Source organism: Bradyrhizobium sp. CCGUVB23 (genome assembly GCF_024199885.1).
GTDB lineage: Bacteria > Pseudomonadota > Alphaproteobacteria > Rhizobiales > Xanthobacteraceae > Bradyrhizobium.
On record NZ_JANADQ010000001.1, the window covers coordinates 945,968 to 967,523 of the forward strand.

General features: G+C 58.6%; 29 protein-coding genes and 1 pseudogene. 17 read left to right on the plus strand and 13 right to left on the minus strand.

Features of this window, described 5'->3' with window-relative positions; genetic code table 11:
- Nucleotides 1–156 precede the first annotated feature (156 nt).
- The 4 genes and pseudogenes from NLN62_RS04280 to NLN62_RS04295 form a co-directional block, all read left to right on the plus strand.
- Nucleotides 157–330: a hypothetical protein gene (locus NLN62_RS04280; RefSeq protein WP_254107528.1), complete on the plus strand. Its 174-nt coding sequence runs from the start codon at nucleotides 157–159 to the stop codon at nucleotides 328–330.
- Nucleotides 331–388: 58 nt separating this feature from the next.
- Nucleotides 389–601, plus strand: a complete 213-nt coding sequence (locus NLN62_RS04285; protein WP_254107530.1) for a hypothetical protein — start codon at nucleotides 389–391, stop codon at nucleotides 599–601.
- A gap of 34 nt (nucleotides 602–635) precedes the next feature.
- Nucleotides 636–779, plus strand: coding sequence for a hypothetical protein (locus tag NLN62_RS04290; protein ID WP_254107531.1), 144 nt, complete (start codon nucleotides 636–638; stop codon nucleotides 777–779).
- 261 nt (nucleotides 780–1,040) lie between these two features.
- Nucleotides 1,041–1,431, plus strand: a pseudogene (locus tag NLN62_RS04295) (hypothetical protein); the annotation flags it as partial.
- Between the two features lie 83 nt (nucleotides 1,432–1,514).
- On the opposite strand, the gene NLN62_RS04300 reads toward NLN62_RS04295, so the two are convergent.
- Nucleotides 1,515–1,781: a hypothetical protein gene (locus NLN62_RS04300; protein WP_254107532.1), complete on the minus strand. Its 267-nt coding sequence runs from the start codon at nucleotides 1,779–1,781 to the stop codon at nucleotides 1,515–1,517.
- A gap of 575 nt (nucleotides 1,782–2,356) precedes the next feature.
- On the opposite strand from NLN62_RS04300, the gene NLN62_RS04305 reads away from it, so the two are divergent.
- Nucleotides 2,357–2,518 carry a DUF2934 domain-containing protein gene (locus tag NLN62_RS04305; RefSeq protein ID WP_254107533.1) on the plus strand — a complete coding sequence of 54 codons (162 nt, stop codon included), beginning with the start codon at nucleotides 2,357–2,359 and terminating at the stop codon, nucleotides 2,516–2,518.
- A gap of 376 nt (nucleotides 2,519–2,894) precedes the next feature.
- Here the strand turns inward: NLN62_RS04305 and NLN62_RS04310 are convergent, their stop codons facing one another.
- From NLN62_RS04310 to NLN62_RS04325, 4 genes are all read right to left on the minus strand, one after another.
- Entirely contained in the window at nucleotides 2,895–3,089 is a 195-nt protein-coding gene (locus NLN62_RS04310) for a hypothetical protein (RefSeq protein WP_254107534.1), read from the minus strand.
- 197 nt (nucleotides 3,090–3,286) lie between these two features.
- Nucleotides 3,287–3,688, minus strand: coding sequence for a hypothetical protein (locus tag NLN62_RS04315; RefSeq protein ID WP_254107535.1), 402 nt, complete (start codon nucleotides 3,686–3,688; stop codon nucleotides 3,287–3,289).
- Nucleotides 3,689–4,458: 770 nt separating this feature from the next.
- The gene (locus NLN62_RS04320) at nucleotides 4,459–4,704 is read right to left on the minus strand and encodes a hypothetical protein (protein WP_254107536.1); all 246 of its coding nucleotides are present in this window, start codon (nucleotides 4,702–4,704) and stop codon (nucleotides 4,459–4,461) included.
- A gap of 590 nt (nucleotides 4,705–5,294) precedes the next feature.
- Entirely contained in the window at nucleotides 5,295–5,609 is a 315-nt protein-coding gene (locus NLN62_RS04325; protein ID WP_254107538.1) for a hypothetical protein, read from the minus strand.
- 141 nt (nucleotides 5,610–5,750) lie between these two features.
- On the opposite strand from NLN62_RS04325, the gene NLN62_RS04330 reads away from it, so the two are divergent.
- From NLN62_RS04330 to NLN62_RS04345, 4 genes are read left to right on the plus strand one after another with little or no spacing between them, the layout of a single operon-like run.
- Nucleotides 5,751–5,939 (plus strand): DUF3606 domain-containing protein, encoded by a 189-nt coding sequence (locus tag NLN62_RS04330; RefSeq protein WP_254107539.1) that lies wholly within the window; start codon nucleotides 5,751–5,753, stop codon nucleotides 5,937–5,939.
- Between the two features lie 29 nt (nucleotides 5,940–5,968).
- Nucleotides 5,969–6,565, plus strand: coding sequence for a phosphatase PAP2 family protein (locus NLN62_RS04335; protein WP_254107540.1), 597 nt, complete (start codon nucleotides 5,969–5,971; stop codon nucleotides 6,563–6,565).
- A complete protein-coding gene (locus NLN62_RS04340; protein WP_254107542.1) occupies nucleotides 6,541–6,885 on the plus strand; it encodes a DUF3147 family protein in 345 nt (114 codons plus the stop codon). Before NLN62_RS04335 ends, NLN62_RS04340 begins: the two co-directional genes overlap by 25 nt.
- The gene (locus NLN62_RS04345) at nucleotides 6,882–7,379 is read left to right on the plus strand and encodes a DUF3147 family protein (RefSeq protein WP_254107544.1); all 498 of its coding nucleotides are present in this window, start codon (nucleotides 6,882–6,884) and stop codon (nucleotides 7,377–7,379) included. The genes NLN62_RS04340 and NLN62_RS04345 overlap by 4 nt, the downstream gene beginning before the upstream one ends.
- A 285-nt stretch (nucleotides 7,380–7,664) precedes the next feature.
- Here NLN62_RS04345 and NLN62_RS04350 read toward each other — a convergent pair whose 3' ends face one another.
- Nucleotides 7,665–8,135, minus strand: coding sequence for a hypothetical protein (locus NLN62_RS04350; protein ID WP_254107546.1), 471 nt, complete (start codon nucleotides 8,133–8,135; stop codon nucleotides 7,665–7,667).
- Nucleotides 8,136–8,820: 685 nt separating this feature from the next.
- Nucleotides 8,821–9,891 carry an IS110 family transposase gene (locus NLN62_RS04355; protein WP_254107548.1) on the minus strand — a complete coding sequence of 357 codons (1,071 nt, stop codon included), beginning with the start codon at nucleotides 9,889–9,891 and terminating at the stop codon, nucleotides 8,821–8,823.
- Between the two features lie 278 nt (nucleotides 9,892–10,169).
- Here NLN62_RS04355 and NLN62_RS04360 point away from each other — a divergent pair, with 278 nt between their 5' ends.
- Nucleotides 10,170–11,156, plus strand: coding sequence for an ABC transporter substrate-binding protein (locus NLN62_RS04360; protein WP_254107549.1), 987 nt, complete (start codon nucleotides 10,170–10,172; stop codon nucleotides 11,154–11,156).
- A gap of 264 nt (nucleotides 11,157–11,420) precedes the next feature.
- On the opposite strand, the gene NLN62_RS04365 is transcribed toward NLN62_RS04360, so the two are convergent.
- Entirely contained in the window at nucleotides 11,421–11,588 is a 168-nt protein-coding gene (locus NLN62_RS04365; protein ID WP_254107550.1) for a hypothetical protein, read from the minus strand.
- A gap of 23 nt (nucleotides 11,589–11,611) precedes the next feature.
- Here NLN62_RS04365 and NLN62_RS04370 point away from each other — a divergent pair, with 23 nt between their 5' ends.
- Nucleotides 11,612–11,986: a hypothetical protein gene (locus tag NLN62_RS04370; RefSeq protein ID WP_254107551.1), complete on the plus strand. Its 375-nt coding sequence runs from the start codon at nucleotides 11,612–11,614 to the stop codon at nucleotides 11,984–11,986.
- Between the two features lie 184 nt (nucleotides 11,987–12,170).
- Nucleotides 12,171–12,308 (plus strand): hypothetical protein, encoded by a 138-nt coding sequence (locus NLN62_RS04375; RefSeq protein WP_254107552.1) that lies wholly within the window; start codon nucleotides 12,171–12,173, stop codon nucleotides 12,306–12,308.
- A 55-nt stretch (nucleotides 12,309–12,363) separates the two neighbouring features.
- On the opposite strand, the gene NLN62_RS04380 is transcribed toward NLN62_RS04375, so the two are convergent.
- Both NLN62_RS04380 and NLN62_RS04385 read right to left on the minus strand, forming a co-directional pair.
- Nucleotides 12,364–12,534 carry a bacteriocin gene (locus NLN62_RS04380; RefSeq protein WP_254107553.1) on the minus strand — a complete coding sequence of 57 codons (171 nt, stop codon included), beginning with the start codon at nucleotides 12,532–12,534 and terminating at the stop codon, nucleotides 12,364–12,366.
- Nucleotides 12,535–14,127: 1,593 nt separating this feature from the next.
- Nucleotides 14,128–14,358: a hypothetical protein gene (locus NLN62_RS04385; RefSeq protein WP_254107554.1), complete on the minus strand. Its 231-nt coding sequence runs from the start codon at nucleotides 14,356–14,358 to the stop codon at nucleotides 14,128–14,130.
- A 249-nt stretch (nucleotides 14,359–14,607) separates the two neighbouring features.
- On the opposite strand from NLN62_RS04385, the gene NLN62_RS04390 reads away from it, so the two are divergent.
- On the plus strand, nucleotides 14,608–15,099 hold the full coding sequence (locus tag NLN62_RS04390) for a recombinase family protein (protein ID WP_371932913.1): 492 nt from the start codon (nucleotides 14,608–14,610) through the stop codon (nucleotides 15,097–15,099).
- A gap of 119 nt (nucleotides 15,100–15,218) precedes the next feature.
- On the opposite strand, the gene NLN62_RS04395 is transcribed toward NLN62_RS04390, so the two are convergent.
- Nucleotides 15,219–15,632: a hypothetical protein gene (locus NLN62_RS04395; protein WP_254107556.1), complete on the minus strand. Its 414-nt coding sequence runs from the start codon at nucleotides 15,630–15,632 to the stop codon at nucleotides 15,219–15,221.
- Between the two features lie 693 nt (nucleotides 15,633–16,325).
- Here NLN62_RS04395 and NLN62_RS04400 point away from each other — a divergent pair.
- The 3 genes from NLN62_RS04400 (at nucleotide 16,326) to NLN62_RS04410 (ending at nucleotide 18,830) form a co-directional block, all read left to right on the plus strand.
- Nucleotides 16,326–17,540, plus strand: a complete 1,215-nt coding sequence (locus NLN62_RS04400; RefSeq protein ID WP_254107559.1) for an IS110 family transposase — start codon at nucleotides 16,326–16,328, stop codon at nucleotides 17,538–17,540.
- A gap of 332 nt (nucleotides 17,541–17,872) precedes the next feature.
- Complete coding sequence (locus NLN62_RS04405) at nucleotides 17,873–18,343, plus strand: hypothetical protein (RefSeq protein WP_254107561.1); 471 nt, start codon at nucleotides 17,873–17,875, stop codon at nucleotides 18,341–18,343.
- 340 nt (nucleotides 18,344–18,683) lie between these two features.
- Entirely contained in the window at nucleotides 18,684–18,830 is a 147-nt protein-coding gene (locus tag NLN62_RS04410) for a hypothetical protein (protein ID WP_254107563.1), read from the plus strand.
- 704 nt (nucleotides 18,831–19,534) lie between these two features.
- Here the strand turns inward: NLN62_RS04410 and NLN62_RS04415 are convergent.
- Entirely contained in the window at nucleotides 19,535–19,828 is a 294-nt protein-coding gene (locus NLN62_RS04415) for a hypothetical protein (protein WP_254107565.1), read from the minus strand.
- Between the two features lie 807 nt (nucleotides 19,829–20,635).
- Between NLN62_RS04415 and NLN62_RS04420 the strand changes: the two genes are divergently transcribed.
- Entirely contained in the window at nucleotides 20,636–20,800 is a 165-nt protein-coding gene (locus NLN62_RS04420) for a hypothetical protein (RefSeq protein ID WP_254107567.1), read from the plus strand.
- A gap of 537 nt (nucleotides 20,801–21,337) precedes the next feature.
- Here NLN62_RS04420 and NLN62_RS04425 read toward each other — a convergent pair.
- Nucleotides 21,338–21,529, minus strand: a complete 192-nt coding sequence (locus NLN62_RS04425; protein WP_254107569.1) for a hypothetical protein — start codon at nucleotides 21,527–21,529, stop codon at nucleotides 21,338–21,340.
- Between the last annotated feature and the right edge of the window lie 27 nt (nucleotides 21,530–21,556).

Here is a 21,556-nt window from a genome sequence, read left to right on the forward strand (position 1 = left end):
AGCCTTGCCCAGTTGTCGATCCGGTTCCCCGCCGCCCCCGAAAGTGGAAATGAGGTATCCTGCCGCGACGCCACTGGAGCGAACAGGATGATGGAGACACATGATCGCCCGCCCGTCGCCGAGCTAGTCGCTCGACTGCGATCCTGAACCGTGAGCGTGTCGGCGTTGGCCGTGCACCTCGACTGCAGCCGGACGTATATCGGCAAGCTCGAAGCCGAACGCGGGATCCAGCGGCAAGGCGACGGCTTCTCGCTCGACCAATGCCGCGTCGCCTACCTGCGATACTTGCGGCGCGAGCACGCGCTCACCGCGCACGGAAGCCGACGCTGATCACGTCAAGGCCGAGACCAAACTGCTGCAGATCAAGATCGAGGAAAAGAAGCGCACCTTGGTGCGGCGTGACGCGGCCGATGAACTAATCGACCAGATCGCGGGCACCGTCCTGACGCATCTGTCCAGCATGGCGGCGCGATGCTCGCGGGACCTGGCGGTTCGGCCCAACATCGGCGCGGTCGTGGATCAGGTCCGGCGCGAGATGGCCAACATCTTCCTGCAGCTGGCCGACGGGTACGGCGAGCCGCCGCTTAGCGAGCAAGGCTGACGACGAAAGCATCGATGAACAGGGAAAAGGCGGCATGACGGAACGCGAGAACTCACCGGCCTATGCGGCGCTGAACCTTCGCCAACCCGCCGGAGCCGAAGCCGATGAAGCCGCCGAAGCCCATGACGGTCACTCGACCACGCGTGCAGCAGCCGATAGGCTTCGTCCTTGGAAATAGCTGGTGACACTCGCTGGGCTCATCATTGCAATCTTTGGAGTGGCCTTCGTGTTTGGGGGGCATCCCGTTATTGCCGGGATGCTTCTGCTTCTGGCTTGGGTGCTGATGATACTGGACGAAGACATGAAGTCTGGTTGAGCGAGTAGCGCGGTTGAAGGGCTGGTGCCGAGAGGTGCCGCGTCACCTCCATTGTACCCGGCGCGTTATCCACCGCAATCTGTAGGGCTTGCCGACGTTCTACCTCCGGGCGATGCTCGCGGGATGGGCACCAAGTCACGCGAGACGATCTGCGGCGCGTCGGTCCGGCCAGCAGCGGAGCGGGCGCGGAAGCACGCAAGGAAGCGACCGGCTTGCCTGCGAGGCGTGGAATAAGCGCATGCTCGCCTTCAAGGGACGGGCTCAGCCGTCGCCGACGTTGGGTGATGCGCTCAACGCGGATTACCTTTACCTTGAAGTCTGATGTCTCGGTGCGACATCAATCAGGCCGTCGCCCTCGACATCCTGCGGCGACCGAAGTCAACGCCGGTTCATGAGCTGGAACGCTACGTGCGGTGCAAGGATTGCTCGGAGGTACGCAGCTATCTGTACAAAGCGGAGCCATCTCATCGCGCTGCGCTCGAAGACAATTTCCGCAAGCGATCCCTCGTCAACACCGCAAACAAAAAAGTCGCGCCGACAGGAATGGGTACGACCTTTCTCGAATTTGCCAAATTCGACTAGGAATGAGGCCGTCGATTACTTCTCTTTGATAACGGTCGTGCTCCTACTGCTACCAACTGTGCCTTCCTCGCAGACTTTGGTCTGCTTGATGCGGTCTTCAGCTTCCACGCGTGTCTTGAAGGCCAGGGGACCGATCTGCGTCACGACTTCCTTGTCCGCCGGGCGTGTGGTGGTAATCGTGCATTGATGGCTCGGACCTTGTACGACGCAGTACTCATCGGCCAGTGCTGGGGCGGCGCATCCGATGATTAATGCGCCAGCAAGCAGAAGTGGTGCTTTCATTGTCGCCTCTCTATTCAAGTACTGCCGAACAGAGGACGAGCGAGATCAAGAGAGATGCCGCGTGCTATTGCGCACACGACCGCTCATCCTTTAATTCTCTCGGCGGTACTGTAACTTGTCCGCGCGTTCAGAGATCCCCGATTTCTGGTGCATGCAAGCCGGCACCCAACCTGCTGAGTGGTTGGCCGCGATGGCAACACGATCGAAAATGGACTGTCCTCATGTCCAAGCGCTGCGAGGCCGATTTCTAGGCGTGGCAACAAAAGCGCGATTAGACGGCGCGGAGGTATGCCGCATGGGCGCGTGGCGAAAGAGCGATGGCCCGATGACGAGCGCGATTTGTGGAGATGCGCGCGCCCTGGGATGAAGCGAAAGCGCAGCAACGGCCGGTTGCCGGATGATGTGTCGTGATGCGCGGAACGGAGAAGGAAGATCGGGCGGCCGCATAGCTGAGGTCGGGAACTACTCTCCTAAGCCCGAATTGGCCCTCTGGGCCACAAGTAAGATTGATGCGAGGTCCCCACCCCTTTTTGCCTGCTGCCCAAGGCGGGACCTGCGCTCTGGGAGAACTCATCATGGCTCACCCAACAGAAGAGCAGATACGGAAACGCGCGTTCGAACTGTGGGAGCAGGCAGGCAAACCCGAAGGGCGCGAAGACGAGTTTTGGCAACGAGCGCAGAAGGACTTGCAGGACGCAGAAGAGAACGATGATCCAAACAAAGGTGCCGACATTTAACTCCGCGTCCCTCGGTAGCGGCGCAAGAGAATAAGGGGCTAAAAGGCCGGCGATGTGCTGGGCATGTGGTGGCTTGCCGCTTCCGTCTAGCCCGACAAGCAGACTGTTTAGTGGCCCGTCCAGAATTCGCATTCGGGCCAACGGGTGACCTAGCAGGATGAGGAGCACGAGAGAGGCCGCCAATCGAGGCGGCCTTACTCACTCTAAATTTCCGCGACTTTCCGATCTGAATCCATAGCTCGACGTCGTACCCGTCAGCCAAGGATCTGGGGCGCTTTTTGGCTTCGGTCTCGTTCTTGCATCGAGGCCCACGATATATGCGCAATACTCTTGCATCAGCTGACCCCTTGCACAGAAGCCACCAACTGAGGCGGCCTCATTCTTCAGGGGGTTGCAGGCCCGGCGACGTCAGCCACCCGTCTATAGCAGAAGCGGATTCGAGCTGGCGCAGTTTGCTTTCCAGAAGATCACGCTGCGGTCCTGGCTGTGTGTTTTCCAGTTCCGCTATGATGCTGGCTCTCTCCGCGTTCAGATTCTCGTTAAATATGTGGGGTTGTGGGCGTCGTCTCATGGCACTCTCCTTTCCCGACGTGAATTGGGCGGGAGCGCAACCGGCGTTCTCATCACCGACCGAAGCAACGGTGCCGTACGGTGATGGAACCAATATGCATCCGGGATAGGAGCGACGCCAGAAGCGTTTGGCCGCCCTCGATACGTTCCCCTCTGACCCCATTGTCCCCGCGCTTAATCGCAGTCCTGCCCCACCTTCTACTGGGACGGTGCTTGCTCGGCCTCACCGGCCGTCATTTTCTTTGACTGTTCGACGGGCGCGGGACGGGTCTGCTCGACCGTGCCTGCCGTCCGATCCGGTGACTGCGAGGAGGGTGCGGGCTCCATCTTCTTTGATTGCTCGGCAGCGGTAGGCTCGCTCTGCATCTGGCGTTGAGCGTCCTGCGACGATGTTGCGAGGTTCTCTGAGGCTTTGTTCATCGAAGCTGTCGGCGGATGCTGGCTGGAATCAGTTGCTGTGGAACCAGTGGTTTGTCCGGTATAGCCCGGGACGTTCCCTGATCCTGCATCGCGGCTGGCCGTATTGCAGGGACCGGCATGCACAGAGGTGGCGCTAAAGGCGAGCACCGTGCCCAAGACCATAAGTCTGTTAGTCATCATAGCCCTTCTCCTTAGTTGGACTCTGGAGGATTGAACAAAAGTCTGGGGCCTTCTGTTCCGGGCGTGTGAGAGGAGCGACCGAGCACTCACACCGCGAGGGCCGCTGTCGATTGTGTGGTACTCAGATCTCCGATTGGCCAGAGCGAGGAGCTGGCGGTGCATCGTTCGGAATGATCAGCAAGCGCCGCATCGGCCAAGTGCTCCCAATACTCAGCATCGGCGAGCAGTTTCCAACTTCGATCAGGATGATGCGGCGGTTTGACGGCACAGCAATGCCATCGCACGCATGCGGCGCACGGTTTCCATTCCCGGCCTCTCGTGTTTTTCAACGCTACGGAGACTGCGTTTGCATCTTCCGGCGTTTTGGACCCAGCACCATACGCTTAAAAAAGATCTCTGCCGCCGGATGATCGGCACCATCTTGCAATCGCGCGTCGATACGCGCACTAACATGCGGCATACTGCATCGCAGTATTAACGTCCCTCAGGGACTTACCCAGCAGCTGTATTGCGCCCTGGCGCGCGGCGGGAGTTAGCCTAAGCGCTCTTCGAGCATGCTCTTCGCTCAAGGAGGACCGTCGCCAGCTTCGTTTCCTCGCTCAGGAAATTAACACGGTGGGACAGACCAACCGCGAGGCCAGCGAACCTCGACCTGCCGAAAGTGTCATCCGCGTTGCGGCAAATCAATAGCCTGCAAATCCGCCTGCGCTATACTTGTAGCCAAGCGACCTGACCGCTGGCTGTTGGGCGCTATGATGAGGCCCAGCCTCCTAGGCACCCCAGGATATCACCCCCAATGGATTGGGGTTTGTGCAATGGACCAAAACATCGTCCGGCAGCATCTCGTAGAAACAGAGCGGCACATCGCTCGGGGGGTAGTTCACCTCGCGCGGCAAGAGGCGCTGATCGCTGAGCTGGAGCAGGACGGTCACGATGCGGAAGCCGCCCGAGCGATCCTCGCCACGTTCAGGCAAACCCAGGCGCTTCACCAGCAAGACCACGAACGTCTTGTACAAGAAGCTCGGATGGCGTCGGCACTGGAGGATCGCACAACAATCAAGTAGCCCAAGATTTGCCGGCCCGCCAATATCAGAAAAGAGGATGCTAAGCGAGCAGCGCGCTTGAGGGAGATGGAACAGCGAGCAGTTGAGCTGCTAAAGCAGCCGCCTCCCGATACGTTTTTGGGTCGGCGGTTCCACGAATTCGTGCAGCCGTAGGTCACTTGCATGCCCCGGCTGCGTCTATATCGAGCTGATCAACTACCCGATGCTGTTCAAGCTCAAGGCGTCTGTCGCCGAGTACAAGGCCGCTCTCGACCTCGCAATTTAACGCGGGTGGCTCGAACTACACGAGAGCGAGGCCTATGTCCGGCTGTTGAAGACAGAGGCCGCCAACTGAGATGATCTTACTCTGGCGGCAGTAAGCCGGGGGAATTGGCCCATTCTTCCAAATGGCACGCCGTGTCGGCCTGACGGGCCTTACGGAGCATGTTATCCACCGCGCAAGCAAACAATTCCGCGCTGGTTAGTCTCTCGAATGCGTCGGCGGCGGGGACGCGTAGTTTTGCAAACCAGCGGGATGACCATCAGCAGAAATGATTGGCCGGTCAAAGCGCACGGCCCAGTTTAATCGCGTTCGTCACGCCGTAACGACTACCATTGCGCGTCAGTCGAGACCGTAGTTGCTGGAGCGGCAATCGTCTCCCCTCGAGTGTCACTCGCGCCTGTGAATGGCTGAGGCTGTGCTCTCTCATTCGAGCAAGCGGCATTACATTGCTGAAAGTAGGAAGACAGTGCTCAAGGTCAGCTAGGTGCTCCCAGTATTCTGCATCGGCGAGGAGTTTCCATTTGTTCATGCTGTTGTACGCGGCCTGTTGACGGCACAGCGAGCTCATCGCGCGCAAGCGTCGCACCTTCTCCATCGCGAACCTCCCTTCGGCAAGTTTTTCACAAGCATTAGTTTCTGTGATGCTCTCACGATCGGGAATGTCGTCCTACGAACTTCCGATTCCCGAAAGGAACGACAAAGCGCCGTCACGGTTGCCTCCTTGAGGAGGCATGTCATGGACAATCTGACCAAGAAAGACCGACCCGACCGCTCGAAGACCAACATGCACGAGGGCTGTGAGGTCAAATACTGGACTCATGAACTCGATGTATCGCGGGAGCGCCTTCAACAGCTGGTCGAAAAGGTCGGGAATTCGGCCGCGGCCGTGCGCAAGGAGCTTGGGATCATGGGCTCCCGTCATTGATCGCAGCGAAGCCGATAGGAAGCCTCTCCATGGCGCTCCTCACCATCCGGCCAACCAGGGCCGACACGAAAATCGCCAACAGCATCGCGTCTCGCACGACACCGCAACTCGAGATGGCGGCAGAGCTGTTGACGTGGGGTGCCGATGAGAAGGTGCTGCTTGCACTCGCGATCGGCGGCTGGCTGTACGCCGGGCGCCGTCCTGCGCTCCGGCCGGTCGCGGATCATGTGCTGGCCGTCTCCGTGCTGTCATCGATCCTGCCGCATCTGCTCAAGATCGCTGTTGACCAGACCCGTCCCGACCGTCTTACGGTGCGGGGCCATTGGCGCGGCGTTCCCCTCTCCGGCCGCCCTCGCGATGCCTTTCCTTCCGGACATGCGCTGCACATGGGCGCCCTCGCCTCGGCGGCGGAACTCTTCCCCTCGCCCGAGCGGCAAGTGACGCGCGGACTGGCGGCGATCCTTTCTGCCACGCGCATTCTGCTGCTGGCGCATTGGACGAGCGATGTCCTTGCGGGCTTTGCGGCCGGCGCGCTGCTGGAACGACTGATCCGGCCACTCACGCTCGGACAAGGAAAACCACCTCACAGGGGAGACGCGGGATGGAATATCTGGCGCGCTTCCTGATCGGCGGCCTTGCCGTTTCGGCCTTCGCGCTGCTGGGCGACATGCTGCGCCCGAAAACCGTTGCCGGCCTGTTCGGGGCCGCCCCATCCGTTGCGCTGGCGACACTTGGAATTGCAGTGCTGCAGCAAGGGACGGGTTACGCCGCCACTGAAGGCTACGCCATGACATGGGGCGCCGTTGCGCTCTTCGTTTACAGCCTGGTCGTATGTCAGCTCCTGGTTCGCTTTCGCTGGAGCGCGCTTCCCGCAACCATTGCCGCGCTCGTCATCTGGCTCCTCGTCGGCCTGGGCCTGCATGTTCTGATGGGATCAAGCGCATGATTGTGAAGGTCTCATCGTCGTCGCTCAGGAATGGGCGATGGTATGAATACCTCGTTCGCTTCGTGTTGGGCGGCGCCGCAACCGTATTCACCGGACTCATCGGCAGCCGCTTCGGGCCTTCGATCGGAGGTCTGTTTCTCGCGCTGCCGGCCATCTTCTGTGCCAGTGCAACCCTGATTGAAAAGCACGAAATACGGCGCAAGCGTAAAGCCGGTACCAGCGGGCAGACGCGCGGTCGGCAGGCTGCTGCCCTCGACGCCGCCGGAGCGGCCATCGGAAGCATCGGCATGCTGGTCTTCGCGCTGATCTTTTGGCTCCTCGTAGAGCGATATGCGACGACCGCCTTCGTTCTCGCCTTGTCCGCATGGGGCGGGATGTCAGTCCTGATGTGGTGGATTTGGCGGCACTTTCGCGTGTCGACGCACGCATCGCGCGCGTCCAAACCCGCGAATGCCAACTCGCCGGCATGCAACTGTAGAATGTGTCCGCGCTAGCTCGCCTTCACGAGGAAGCTTTCATTGTTTGCCACCGCCCTCGAAGATTTGCCTGTGTAACCGGTACCGGTACCTTGGTCGCCTCAATCCCGGCTGAACGCTCCCGGGTCCCCCACCCCCTCCCGCGATAGCTGTCCACCGCGAGGGCAGCCAGGGCCGTTGGGGCGGATTTGCTTTGTAGCCTGGTTTGAACCACCTCAGTTCAGTTGGCCCCTCCGCATCTTTGTCCCAAACGAACCAGGCATAGGCAGTTGTCCCACCGCCTTTCGGATCGACACCGCTTGGTTAAAAGGTAATGCGCTCGCTGAAAACCCAGACGCGAGCGGGTGGCGTCTTGGAAAAGATCGTGTTCGCTCTGTTCGCGCCCTCTAAGAAGGCCAAACGCAGGAGAAGGCCGAACTTTCGCGTCGCCAGCTTGACGCCGCTAGCGACAAAACCCTCGGCGCAATTATAGGGCGGATTGGTGACGATGTTGTCGGACGTCTGCTCTGCACGGAGAAAGTCAACACCGACTTCTCCATATCCACGATCATACAAGTCCGAACTGCGAACAGGTTGGCCCGTCTGCTCCAGCACGCGGGACATGCTGCCATCACCGCACGCGCACTCCCAGATTTCGCCGTTGAACTTTTCATTATCGATCAATGCGAACGTTGCCCAAGCCGGCGTCTGGAAAAAGTCCGGTCCGCTGAGGTCAGCGAACCTCTTCGCTGTCGGCTTGAAGCCGCCGTTCAGATTGTAAGTGAGATCGGTCATGCGAGATCTCCCTGCTGGAATAGCCAGAGTATCAGACTCGCTGATGTCGCATTTCCGCAAAGAGCTTTGGTGAGTCAAATTGACTCACCCTTCCCTATCAATCACCTGCTGGGCTCTTGGTCGCATTATCCAAATGCTCATCGAAACAGGAAATCTGCTGGGGCGTGTACTCATTACCCGCAGATGTCCGATTTTGAGGGCTAAGCGGAAATATTCCGCTCGGTCAGAGTATTACCGGTTTTGACCCGAATGTATGGTCCGGCCGCGCGTTGCAAGAAGATTTCGACGACTTGGCGGTGAGCGGTCTTGCATCAATGTATCCGGCCTCTGTTTGGAGCGTTGCTCCGGACCATCATGGATATCAGCGCGCATGCGATCTGATTAGCGGTCAGGCCTCGACCGGGCCATTCGGGTCACCAGTGTTCGCATGCGCCGGGAAGACCGATCCTCCATACTCGTCTTATCTTCTCGCAGACCTCGGCGGGTAAGATTACATCGTCGATGGGTCTCTCCTCATTTCATGGCTGTTCCTTTGTTCGTGCCTGGCGGTCGTTCCTTCGTCCCGGCCTGGGCGTGCAGAACGGGCCGCGCGGAAGGGGCCGTCAAGGCTGGCCGTCGCACAGGCTTACCTCTTGCTTCCATGCTGCCAGGCCACGTCTTGACGGCCCCGAGCACGGCGCGAGCATCAGGCTGGGCGGTACGCCATCGCATCGGTCTTGTCGCATGCGAAGGCGCGCCCCTTGTTGAGAACCGCCCATGCGATGCGGGCGAGCTTGTTGGCCAGCGCAATGGCAAGCACGTTGTGGTGTAGTCGCTTCTTCGCCGCTTCAATCCAAGATTTGAGGCCATAGCGTTCCCAATGCTTTGGCCCAACCTTGACCAGCACGACCCAAGCCGCCTGAACGAACAGGCTGCGCAAATAGCGATTGCCGCGCCTTGATATGCTGCCAAGGATTGTCCGGTCTCCCGTCGAGATCTGTTTCGGTACCAGCCCGAGCCAGGCGCCGAAGTCGCGGCCTTTGGAGAACACGTCTCCGGTGCCGATCGCGGCCACCATCGCGCTCGAGATGATGGGGCCAATGCCGGGGACCGTCATCAGCCGCTCGCAGTGCTGATCTTGACGGGCGAGCGTTTCAATCTCGCCGGAGAGACCTTCGATGCGCGCATCCAGGCGGCGCCAATCTGCTGACAGGTCTTCGATGATGCGCACCATGCGGAGCGACAGGACATCGGTTCGCGTCGCCAGAACGCCCGGCAGCTCGGCGCGCAGGAAACGCAACCCTTGCCGGACCGCAACGTCCCGCTCGAGCAGGAAGGCGCGGATCTGATTGATGATGCCGGTACGCTGGCTAACCAGCCGCTCGCGCACGCGGTGCAGGGCCTGCAAGTCAAGTTGGTCGGCAGTCTTGGTTGCAACGAACTTCATGGTCGGGCGTTGCACCGCCTCGGCGATCGCCTCCGCATCGCGGAAGTCGTTCTTCTGTCCCTTGCTATACGGCCGCACGTATTTGGCTGGCATCAGCCGGGCATTGTGGCCGAGTCCCTGTAGCTTGCGGCTGAGATGATGCGCGCCGACGCAAGCCTCCATCCCGATCAGGCACGGCGCCAGGTTGGCAAGTCGCGCCTCGACCTGGCCACGCGACCATTTTTGCCGGAGTACGATCGCACCACGCCGATCGTGCCCTACGACGTGAAACGAGTTCTTGCCGATATCGATACCAACCACGGCAATTGCGCTGCTAGATTTCTGAGACATGGCATGCTCCTTTTCGGTGCCCCGAACCAGCTTCGATCACTGGCGGGGCTGGAGCACGGCCGGACCATGCCATTAGCAATGAATATCCTCGGGATCAGGCCGCTGATCGCCGCGATCGCGGCCTGAGGCCGGCCCAGTTTTGGCTTCAAGACTGACGGCCCTATAAGGCTGTTTTTACACGGCCAAGACCCGAAGCGGTCCTTCAAAGCACCTCACATCCCCACGACAAAGTGCTAGGCTCTCGCTCCCACAGGCGTGGTCCTTGAAGGGAGGGGCACGTGCGACGGCGGGACCTTCTTGCAGGTTTGTTGGCCACCACAACGGCAAGCGCGCTGCGGGCCGCTGAGCCGAACAAGGTCTACCGGCTTGCGATTGTGTCAACGGTTGCCGACCTAAGCGAGAGCGGTCTGTACAAACCGTTGTTTGTCGAGTTGCGGCGACTTGGTTACGTCGAAGGAGAGAACCTCGTTGTGCTGCGCTTCTCGGCAGAGGGAGATACCTCGCGGTACGACACAACGGTTCGCGACGCTGTCAGCTCGTCCCCGGACCTCATTTGGGTTTCAGGGACTAGCCATCTACTTCTTCGAGTAAAAGCGCTTGTACGCTCCATTCCCGTCGTCGGGGGGATGAACGATCCCGTTGCACTCGGGATCGTCAGCAATCTTGCTCGACCGGAAGGAAATATAACCGGGATCAGCGTCGATGCCGGCATCGAAATTCTAGGCAAGCGGCTCGAGATACTTCTAGAGGTTGTTCCGACAGCTAGTCGTATGGGATTTCTTGGTACAGAAGTGTTCTGGAATAGCGCCGGTGGTGACGCGATGCGCGCGGCAGCTCGCAATTTTTCAGTCAAAGTTGTGGGTTCGCCTTTGCAGGGGGCAGCTCAAGAAGCCGAGTATCTACGCGTTCTAGATCTTCTCCAACGTGAACACGCTGATGGCCTGCTTGTCACCGATGGGCCACAACACTTGGCCCACCGAGATGTTATTGTGGAATTTGCAGAAAGGGCTCGGCTCCCAGCGATCTATCCTTACCGGGAGTATGTCGAAATCGGAGGATTGATGGCCTATGCCATCGATAGACAAAAACTATACCGTCAACACGCGCATTACATTGATATGATTTTTAAAGGCGCCAAACCCAGCGAACTACCGATCTATCAGGTGGACAAGTACACGACCATCATCAACCTCAAGGCTGCCACGACACAGGGCACCACGATCCCCGCGTCACTGGTCCTTCGCGCCGACGAGGTGATCGAATGAGGGCGCGCTCTTTTGGTGCGGTGCATGAGTCCGGAACTGGCCCTTCGCGTCTTTCGGGTGCGCGCAACAATTAGGTCGCTTTCAGGTCATTGCGGACATCGAACGGCAGGCAGGACCGGCTGGCTCAGTCGAGAATGACCCCAAGCCGACATAAGCGGGTAGATTTCGCTGCCACGCACAAGCATGGCGTACTTCATCGCCCAACAAAAAGCCCGCTGCCAATTCGCAGCGGGCTCTCGTCGTTCGAGATTTAGAAGTGAATCCTTATCCGACCTTCGGCACGTAGATCGGGGGGTGCTGGTAGATGTCCGCGGCGCTTGGACCGGGGGGGCGCTTCGTTCCGTCCGGGTCTTGGTTAATCATGCCGCCAGCGACCCCGTCGAGTTCGGCTTCGATCAGTTCACGCATTTCAATTTCACGCATTTCAATCATCACTTCCTCCTCGGTTGTTGCACGTGAACAACATCGCCGGATGGTGTTTTTCTGTCTGTGACAAAAATCATGGTAGCGCCGCGCTCATCCGGCTTGATGAAGCCAAGGCCGCGCTGATGATTGAAGAAGCGCCCTCGCTACGGCGCGGGACCTCGCAAAGGCAGTACGCTGCGAAGATCCTGTTGGACGATCCCGAGCAGTCGAAGTTTCCCATCGGGGCGCAAGGCATCGCGGCGATCTACACAAGCGGTGAGACTGGCGTGAGCCGCATCGCGCAAGGTCTCCATTCGCGCCCTGGGGTAACTGGCTCTATCCCATCAATTTCTGATCAGTTCCGAAGGCTCAAGCCGCGCATTCTTTTTGCAGCGATTGCTCAGGTCCGATTCTGGCCCTTTTGAGAAGTCCCGTGATGTCCGCTGTCCGGTCGCTATCGGGGGATGAGCGGACACAGCGCGGACATGGCAAAATCGACGTGAATGACCCGAAGGCGACATCCGCTGCGCCTTGCGATATTCAAAAAGCCAGGGGGTCTGACCATGCAGCTTGCAAAGCCCCTACTCGCGGCATTTGCCTTGGGCAAGCATGGTTGCGCTGCCGGCGCATGCGGAGCTCGACGTCGCGAGCCGGACGCAATCGATCGAGACTTCCTTCGAGAGCGAATATCCAAAACTCGATGCGCTCTACATGGACGTCCACGCCTATCCCAATAAAGCGCGTTAGAAATGAAAGAGGCCGCCAACTGAGGCGGCCTCAAGTGGCTGAGCGCACGCTTGTTTCAGACGAAACCGGGATTATCTGCTGCCACCTTGGCAATTTCGGCTGCCGTCACGATTTTCCCCGGGATTTTGAATCGTCCGCCACTTACTGAGTCCAGCTCATCGATCGTCAATTCCTCGCTTCTCAATTCGCGATTTTCGCTACCCGGTTCGCTATTCAGATCCGTCATGGCATTTCCCACCTGTTTCAGGACGGGACCATTCCCGCCTCGATCGATAAGGCTAGGACGGTTCCTAATTAGTTGCTGTGCTTAATGTCACACAAGCAACCAGCAAATTAGGACACCGCCGGATTCAACCTAGTATTCGTGCTCTGGCGTCCCCGCTAAGTCACGCTTACGCGTGAGAACGAAGGCACTTCCATTTTGGTTAGCGCAAACGAGGTGATCGAATAGCGTTTGCTTTGCTGCGATGCATGAGTCCGGAAATGGCCCTTCTGCGACCTCGGGCAATGTCCGCTCTTCCGCCGCTGTTGGGGGTTGAGCGGACATCAGTCCGGCCAAGCCGCTTAGTGAGTACACGCTAGTGCTCAAGTGTCTCGCGGAAAATGATGTAGAAGACGTGCTACAGTAACCGGTACCGGTACCCTGGTCGCTTCAATCCCGGCTGAACGCCCCCGGGTCTCCCACCCCCTACCGCGATAGCTGTCCACGTGAAGGATTGCGCGCTGTGCCCGCCCGTGGCACGCCGGGATGTGCCAATCTTGATCAAGCGACGGTCGGGCGTCCACTGATCGACGAAGCTGCCGCAGTATGTCCCCGCTGCTGAACAATGATGTCCCGTACCTTGGCACGTCCGTCGCTGATAATTCGGTGCAATGATCGTGCTTGCGCTTGTGTCAAGAACTCCTCTTGTTCTCCTTGGTACCACCAGCCATAAATGCCATGTTGGTCCGGTTGTCGCACAACGCCGATAAGATGCTTATGAAAATCTATACAACGCTCCCGAACGCTCTCTTCCCGCTCATCACAAACGCTAGGGTCGCGCGATGGCTTAAGCCGATAGTTATGGATGAGTGAGGCTCGATTGAGAACCAGAAGCCCCCCGCAATATTCCTCTCCCCTCAACGTGGTGTCGGCCCAATGTGCCGCAATCTCAGGCGACCTTGTGAGGAAGACGGCACGATCCCCAATTCTTGGCAACAGCAATTTCTCCATGCTCAGCACGAGAGGTAAGTGACGGGTACCATGGTAGATTGCGTTGTGACCGCGGCCGATCTTTCGAGCCAAATGCGCCATTACAAATATAGGAACGGTCCACATTATGTTTTCTCTTAGGTGGGCCATTGCGATCATCCTATTGACTGATAGGCAGCACTCACGCCGGAACACTCCTGCGTCTTTCAACGCTCCGCTGCGCTCGACGGGCTTCTTCATTGTTGGCTTGAACGCGCCGTTTAGATCGCATGTTGGATCCGCCATGCGAAACTCTTGTGGAAGAAGTCAGAGCATCAGACGCATTGAATGGCAACTCCACAAGGAGTTTCGGTGAGTCAAAATGACTCACCCTCATCAATCATTACGCTCTTCCGATTGCGACCAGCCGGGCTTCGCCATATCGAGTGTCTCGCGGAAGACGTTGAAGAAGACACGCCACAATAACCGGTACCGGTACCTTGGTCGTTTCAATCCCGGCCGAGCGCCCCGGGGGAGCCGACCCCCTCGGCGGCGGCTGTCCACCGCGAGGGCCGCCAAAGCCGTTGGGCGGAGCGTGTGCTTACGCGATCCACCCGACGTAATGGGTGCGCTGCCCGACCAGTCCGGCTACGACCAGTAACGCACCGCGCTGAGACCACCGATATCGTATTCCTCCATCAGCAGGCCGCCCAGCTCGCTGCCGCGACGGATGCCTTCCATCTGGCGCTCGATCATCTTGTACTCGGCGCTGCCCTCGCGAGCATCCTCAAGCCGATAAGCCAGCTCGCGGATGATGTCTTCCAGCTCGACCTCTTCGGCGGTCTTCGGAATGTCAGGAGAGTAAACGGTGCTAGTCATCGGCCCCCTCGCGAGAGTGTGCGGCAGACGACCGTCCTTCCACAGCAACCCACTTTCGTCGCAGGCATAGGGATCGCTACCGCACCGAATTATTCTACCCTAGCTGAGAGGAAGCAACCACGGCGCAAAGTGCTACGCGCAACACACTCTGATAAGGCAAAAATGAATCGCTTCGATTCCGAGAACGCGGATCGTACAGATTCTAAACGGTGGTATTGTCAAATACAGCGGTTTTCATAGAGGTATCCCGTGAATCCCGAGCGGCCCCTTGTGACCTACCTGCGGGTTTCTACTTCGAAGCAAGGTCGTTCAGGTCTCGGGCTCGACGCGCAACGTGCTGCGTTGATTCACTTTGCCCAGACCGAGCGCTTCCACATCGTGCATGAATTTGTCGAGATTGACTCTGGCAAGGGCCACGATGCCCTAGACCGCCGTCCCCAGCTCAGAGCCGCGCTGGCGCACGCCAAGAAGCACAAGTGTCACCTCGGGGTCGCTAAGCTGGATCGCCTCAGCCGCGACGTACACTTCATCAGCGGCCTCATGGTGCATCGGGTGCCGTTCCTGGTCGCCGAACTGGGGGCCGATGTCAATCCGTTTGTGCTGCACCTCTTCGCCGCCCTCGCGGAAAAGGAACGTACGAGCATTGTTCGAACAGTTGCTTGCGTGTTGTCGTCGCGCGCAAAAAAAATCACAGCGCGGCTGAACCTACGATATTGCGGGAAGGTTCGCGTTGTGCGTTAAATGAACACGTTGCGGACTTGCCTGCTCGCGCAGGCAACGCAACCACTCTTCCAAATCCAAATGTCCTAACAAAGTCACCCCTTGAGGGAGGGAATACCTATGGCACCAGACGAACCCGATCAGACCACCCCGAGCGTGGAGCCAACCGCCGAGCCGACGCCTAGCCCGGCCATCGAGGTCGCGCCCGAGCAGGAGCCCGCCGTCTCTGCGGAGCCGGTCGAGGCCGTGGCCGAGCCCGAGCAGGAGCCCGTCATCTCTGCGGAGCCGGTCGAGGCCCCAGCCGAGCCCGTGGGCGAGCCGCCGGCCGAGGGCGAGCAGTCCGCGTGACTGATTGCGAGGAAATTTGCGAACTCACCGGGCTCGGCTTGCGCGGTTTGTCCGGCGGCTGAGCCCGCTTTGATGCAACAGTTCGATTTTCGATGGCCGGCGCGACCAGCCTGCGTTGCGATTTTATTGAGCTTTCCCCGCCGCCAGCCGCGCTTCACCTGCACCGCCTGCGGGCGGCGCGGCGCCGACGTCCGGCCGGACTTCAACTGGAATAAGCCGGTGGTCCCGGCGATAGGATACCGATGAACCTCGGAGGCTAGATCATCCGAGAAGCCCTCGGACCAGCCGGCCCCGGCGGTGGCTTAATCGGTGTGGGCCGGCGGTCCATAGGCCAGCGCACGGTGCATCGTGAGAGGTCGACACAAGGCAGATTAAATTTCATGGCCAGAAGCGGTACCCCGAAAGAGGTACTTACGGATCGCGGTTTCAGATTCGCTTTTGTCATTTCCTGAAGTGGGCATATGTCGAATGATCTACGCTGCCGGGGCTGGCTAAGCGATTGCAGTTTCGGAGTTCCTATTGCAACCCGGTGAAAGGGCCGCCGCTCCAAAGCGGCGGCCTTTACTCTGAGACTCCGTTGATTTTCAAAGACCAATATCCGAAATAGTAAAAGGGCGAATCTTCTATTTCCGATAAGAAGCTCGCGCGTTCGGCGGAGGGTGGACGGCTCCGGCTCGCCTCGAGCCAGCCCCGCGGCTGGAGCCGTTCTCTTTTATCACTTCGCGCTGTCGCGTCGGTGCCACACTCACGATGTTGCGTTTCCTGCGGCCTTTTATCTTCTGTACAAAACCGAGGGGCCGAGCCTTCCGCCGCAAAATGGCCCCAGCGGTTGGCTGCGGCGGCGGCAAGCAGAAGCATTGGATCAAGATGCTATGGGGCGGGGCGGACGGCGAGGGTTTGTGGCACTCTCGGCGCTCTGTCCAAAGACACCAAAGGAGCGCCACATGTCGCAACCTTTTGAGGCGAGCAGGTCCCTCACCGCCCTCGAGCAGGATAGCACGATCATCGCCGTAATCGAGATGGCTCAATCGAAGTGGTTGGTAGCCGCGGTTGTTCCTGGCATCAAACGCCAGCCGCTCAAAAAGCTCGATGCGGATGCGGAGTCGCTGTTGAAGCTCTTGCATCGTTGGCGCAAGGAGGCTGACCAGGCCGGGCATCCGATAAGGCGCGTCGTTGTCGCCTATGAGGCCGGACGCGATGGATTTTGGCTGGCCCGCTCGCTGCGCATGCGCAGTGTTGAGGCTTACGTGATCCACCCTAATAGCATTGCGGTGCCACGCGAACATCGACGCGCAAAGACAGATCGCCTCGATACGGAACTGCTGCTGCGCGCCTTACTTGGATGGCTGCGTGGAGAGAAGCGTCACTGCAGCATGGTCGCGATCCCAACGATCGAAGAGGAGGATGCCAAACGGCCGAACCGTGAGCGAGACAGCCTCGTCACCGAGCAGACGCGGATCGGAAACCAAATCAAGGCGATCCTCACCCGCTTTGGCATTCGTAGGTTTCGGCTGAAATTGCGCAAAGCCGAGCAACAACTCAAAGAGCTGCACTCGGCGGAAGGATCACTTTTGCCGGAAAACACCCGTGCAGAGCTGTTTCGTCACCTCGCACGTCTCCACATGGTGCGTGAGCAAATCCGAGCGATCGAGAAAGCACGCCTGCAGAAGCTCGAAGCTGACCGCGATAAACAGAAACGCCCACACGCGATGGTCCAGCTTATCGCGCGGGTCGTCGGCATCGGCGTTGAGACCGCAGACATGCTGGTTAACGAGGTCTTCTCGCGTCAGTTCCGCGACCGTAAGGCGGTCGCTCGCTACGCCGGCCTTACCGGCTCCCCGGACGAGAGCGGCAAACGCCGGCGTGAGAAGGGTCTTGCCCGCGCCGGTAACGCTCGCGTCCGCACCGGCATGATCCGATTGGCGTGGCGTTGTCTGAGGTTCCAAGAGGGCAGCGCCCTGGCTCAATGGTTTCAAACCCGAACGGCCGACGGGCGCGGTAACACGCGCAAGACCATGATCGTTGCGTTGGCGCGCAAGCTGCTCATTGCACTCTGGCGTCTCGTTACAACAGGCGAAATGTCGGACGGCATTGTCCTGCGTCCTGCGTCATAACCGATAACTTCGAAGGGGAAAGGAGATCAGATAACAGCACGACAGTTTTGGCGGGCCGTGGAGGTGTGGTCTGCCGATGACGATCCGAGGCGGTGGTGATTCGCTTTTCACAATGGCTTTCAAGCCGCGATCAAGGATGGACCCGCCGCCCCGGAGCTCGCCGCCGATGCGCATGATTGCATCATGGTGCGATCCTCGAAGGATCGACCGAATACAAGGCTGCGGCGCGATCAGCGCCTGATAGCGGGCTCGCCTCGGATTTTGTCGCCGTGCCAATGCCGCTGTACACGTGACGTCATGCTCACGGGTGAGACGACCAACGGCGTGTGAAGATGAAGATCGTAAACTTCGCCGCCAGGCCACTCTTGGAATGGCGCATTATCGCTCGGCACGCGCTTTCGCTGTCAATCCCGCGCGCCAAAAGGCGCGCCCCTTGCGGGCTGCAGGGATTGACCGCTCAGCGCGGCCAAGCAAAGGGGGCCCTTCATGCCGAGAATGGAAGAAAGCGCCTCGCTGACACCGAACCAATCGTCGGACTCGACAAGTGGATAGAGAGCAGCGTGTGGGGAAGTTTACCCTTGACAAGGAAAGCCCCATACAAGGTGAAGAACCGCCGACATCAGGCAACAGTGACGCAAGGGCATTTCCTTGAGCTGAATGGTCAAACGAGCAAATTATTATGCGACACCACATACGCGGTTCTAAACGATCAGCAGCTGCTGAATTGGTTATTCGGTATCGCATCGAGCGCATGTCAAAATGGATCGGTCGAATTAGCGCCGTGGCCTTTCCTCTTATTATAGTTTTCTCAGCCCTGCTTTGGCGGCGTCCATGACACCATGAAAGCGCTGCTCACCACCAAGCAAAAATCATTGGCACCCGCGCTCTAGCCAGCACATCAGGTCATTCGCCCAGTACCCCCAGGCGACGCCAAGCACGACGACAACGGACCAGCGCAACAAGCTGAGGATCTGATCCTTCATGGCGAGATTCCATATTGGACGCGCGATGTGGGCATCGGATCCCGGCGCAAACACGGCAAAAGGGTGCGTCAAAGCGTCCAAAAAGCACTTATTGTGGCGGCCGACAGAAACACTGGATTAAGGTCAAGAACCGCAGTCATCCAGCGATGGAGCGCGAGCTATGACCGTTTTCGTCTACGTCAACGAAGCCAAGCAGGTCGGCGACAAGGACCACATTAAGTTATTTGCGAGCCAGGATGCCGCAGAGAAATGGTTCGAGGATAATGATCCTGAGGGCGTGGCGTTCGAATATGAGGTTCTAGAATGAACCGGATCGGCCGCAGGACCATCTACGCGATGTTGGCGATTGTGGTGCTACTGATCGTCTGGCAGTTTTTTGCATCGTTTTTTGAAATAGGTCCGCCAGTGTAAACGCGGCGTTCAGCCGCAAACCTTTGCCTGCTTCTGGCACAAACTACATAGCTGCCTCGATACCGTCTGTGTGACGGTACGCCCATGGGGAATGACCGGTTATTTCAGTCGATGGTAATTGCTGCCGGCGCGCTATCCGTAGCGGCGTTCTCGGCCCTGGTGCTGATCTTCTATTGATGTAGGTCAACTCGGCTAAGCTGTCCGCCGCGCCTGCTTGGATGATTAGAGATCCGAGCGGTACCACAATGAAGCGCGATCGGCAGTGGAAGCTTCATTGGTTGGCGTGGGCACTGGCTGCGATAGGCCTGCTGACCCTGGTCTCTATGCTCTGATTAATGACTCGCCAACATCAACTAGCGGGTCTGTCACAAACCTATGGCACGCGCCTTGCTAATACAAAACCAACTGGGATTTCAGCGCCCAGTTTGAGACAAGCGCTGCCGGGGGGACAGGGAATTTTGAGCTCGGCAGCGCTTTTCCTGTGCCTTATCGATACTGCTCCGGCATCAGGACGCTGTAGAGCTTAGCGAGCAAGAGGCTTGCCTTGATCGTCCAGCAGGCCAGTCTGACATGCGTTCCGCTTAAGGGGCGCGATGTGCGCTATTCCACGTCAGAGTAAGCTCGATACACAGTGTCGTTCACGTATAGCCACTGGCGCAGGTTATCATTCATACATCGATGAGCCTCCGCGATCATGGCGTTGAAGCCGCCATTTTTTGCTTCGCTAAGCGGCAGATCTATCGGGTAATCCGCGATCTTCTGTTTATTCTCATCGGTAAAGGCAAAGAAGAAGCGCACCATCCCTTCATCGTGCAGGATCTCCATTCGGTACCAACGAACGGACGAATTCGTTAGACCATCTTGCGGGACGAGGTGGTCAGGAACAGTCGCCATTGTGATTCTCCAATGAGGGAATGGGCGACTTCCATAATGAAACCGATTTGAACCGCATGCAAAAAACAATCGATCCGCCTAGGTAGCCGCGCTCGACGTCGTATTATCTTTAAAATCCCTTTAGCTTTCATCCTCTCTCGGCGTGGCATCAGCGCAACAGCTCGCATGTTTCGTTCTGAAACGGATTTTGGAGGCTCAACATGCAAGCCGAACTCTGGAATCATCGCTGTTAACCGGGGCTGGCAGTGATCATTCGCAAACACTCAATTTTCCCGGACCGGCCGCAGGATCTGGGGCAGGGCCTGCGGCCTTTTTCATGCGGTCGATGTCGCTACGCGGCAGCAAGAGGTGAACCGAACATGATGCGCATATTGCTTCTTGGCATCGCGTCGTTTGTGACGGCGATGATCTTCAATTCTCCCGACGCGAACGCGGTATATTGGCGCGGCATCAGTGCCCCGACCGATATCACCGTTAACGGATGGCCAATCATCAAGGAGCCGCCGCCCAGCCCCTGCCAATTGATACGGGTAAATGGATACTGGGTCCGGCAGTGCATAGACCTAAGGGGCCGCTGGTGAGGTTGATGCTTGCTGCCAAAGCGTTGGCGCGCGAGTTTTGATGAGTTGGTAGTTGAAGAGCGGCGGCGACGCGGCCTCGGCCGAGCTTAGCGCCAGCATCATCCAGTTCTACATGCAAGGGTTCCTTCACCTTGATCTAGGGATACATTCGAATGGGCAATAGCCGAAGATCCCTTCGCGTTGAAGAGTGAGACCGCAGCTGCTGGGGGCCAAACGGAGATGTCCGATGGGTGCGGCAGGCTGGCGCTTTGCGCATATGAAGAGGGCTTTCCGCGCCCGCGCAGTTCTTATCGGCGTGCTGGAAGAGCTGCCGTTTATCTGCCCGGCGGCAGTCGCGATCGGCTCGCTGATCATGATCGGTATCATGCTCTACAAGGATTGGCCGCGGTGAGTTGCGGCAATCAGCGCCGCGGCGTCGGTGCGTTTCTCGATCGGGCGGGCTAACTTCGTTGTTGGAGCGTTGAGTGATGCCAGAAACCGCGCCGTTGCCAACCTTCGATCAGACGATGGAGGCGTCTCTTCATAGGGTCCAAGATTACCCGCATCAAAAGACTTCGCATGCGGATCGTGTGTTCGAATTCTTGCTGTTGAGCGCCCTGCTAACGTTGACGGGCGTTTGGATTTACTTTCTCGCACGTGCCTTCTGGGCCGCTGCCGTATGGATCGCAGGCTAAGTTCGAAGGGGCGGGCCGACGATCGGCGCACTCATTGCAGAACCTCAGCCAACTGTTGGACGCAGGCCGCCGCGACCTGTTGAGCCGTTATGGTCTGCACGATGCGGGTGTCCATGAAGCCCTTGAGCCGGTTGCGAAACCGCGCCCTCGAATGCGATAACGTCATCGCCGCTAAGCTCGTGTGCGTATTGGCGCACCAATGCGCGTTGCTCTGGGGTGTCAACATCTCAGTAAACCAGTCTGTTTCGCTGCCATCATTTACCTCGTGACAGCTCTCTCGCAACGGCAGCTCGAAAGTGGTTCTTGGTCACCGCCTTGATCAGGCCAGCGTCCAGATCGGCCTGGAGCCGCGTGGCCACTGCGCTCTGTAGAGTGGTGACTTGCGAGCCATTCAGATTGCCGGCCGCGTGCCTGATCATCGCCTTGTCGGAATCGCTAAGTGTCATGTCGCATTGTCCTCTGTAGCTTCCGTT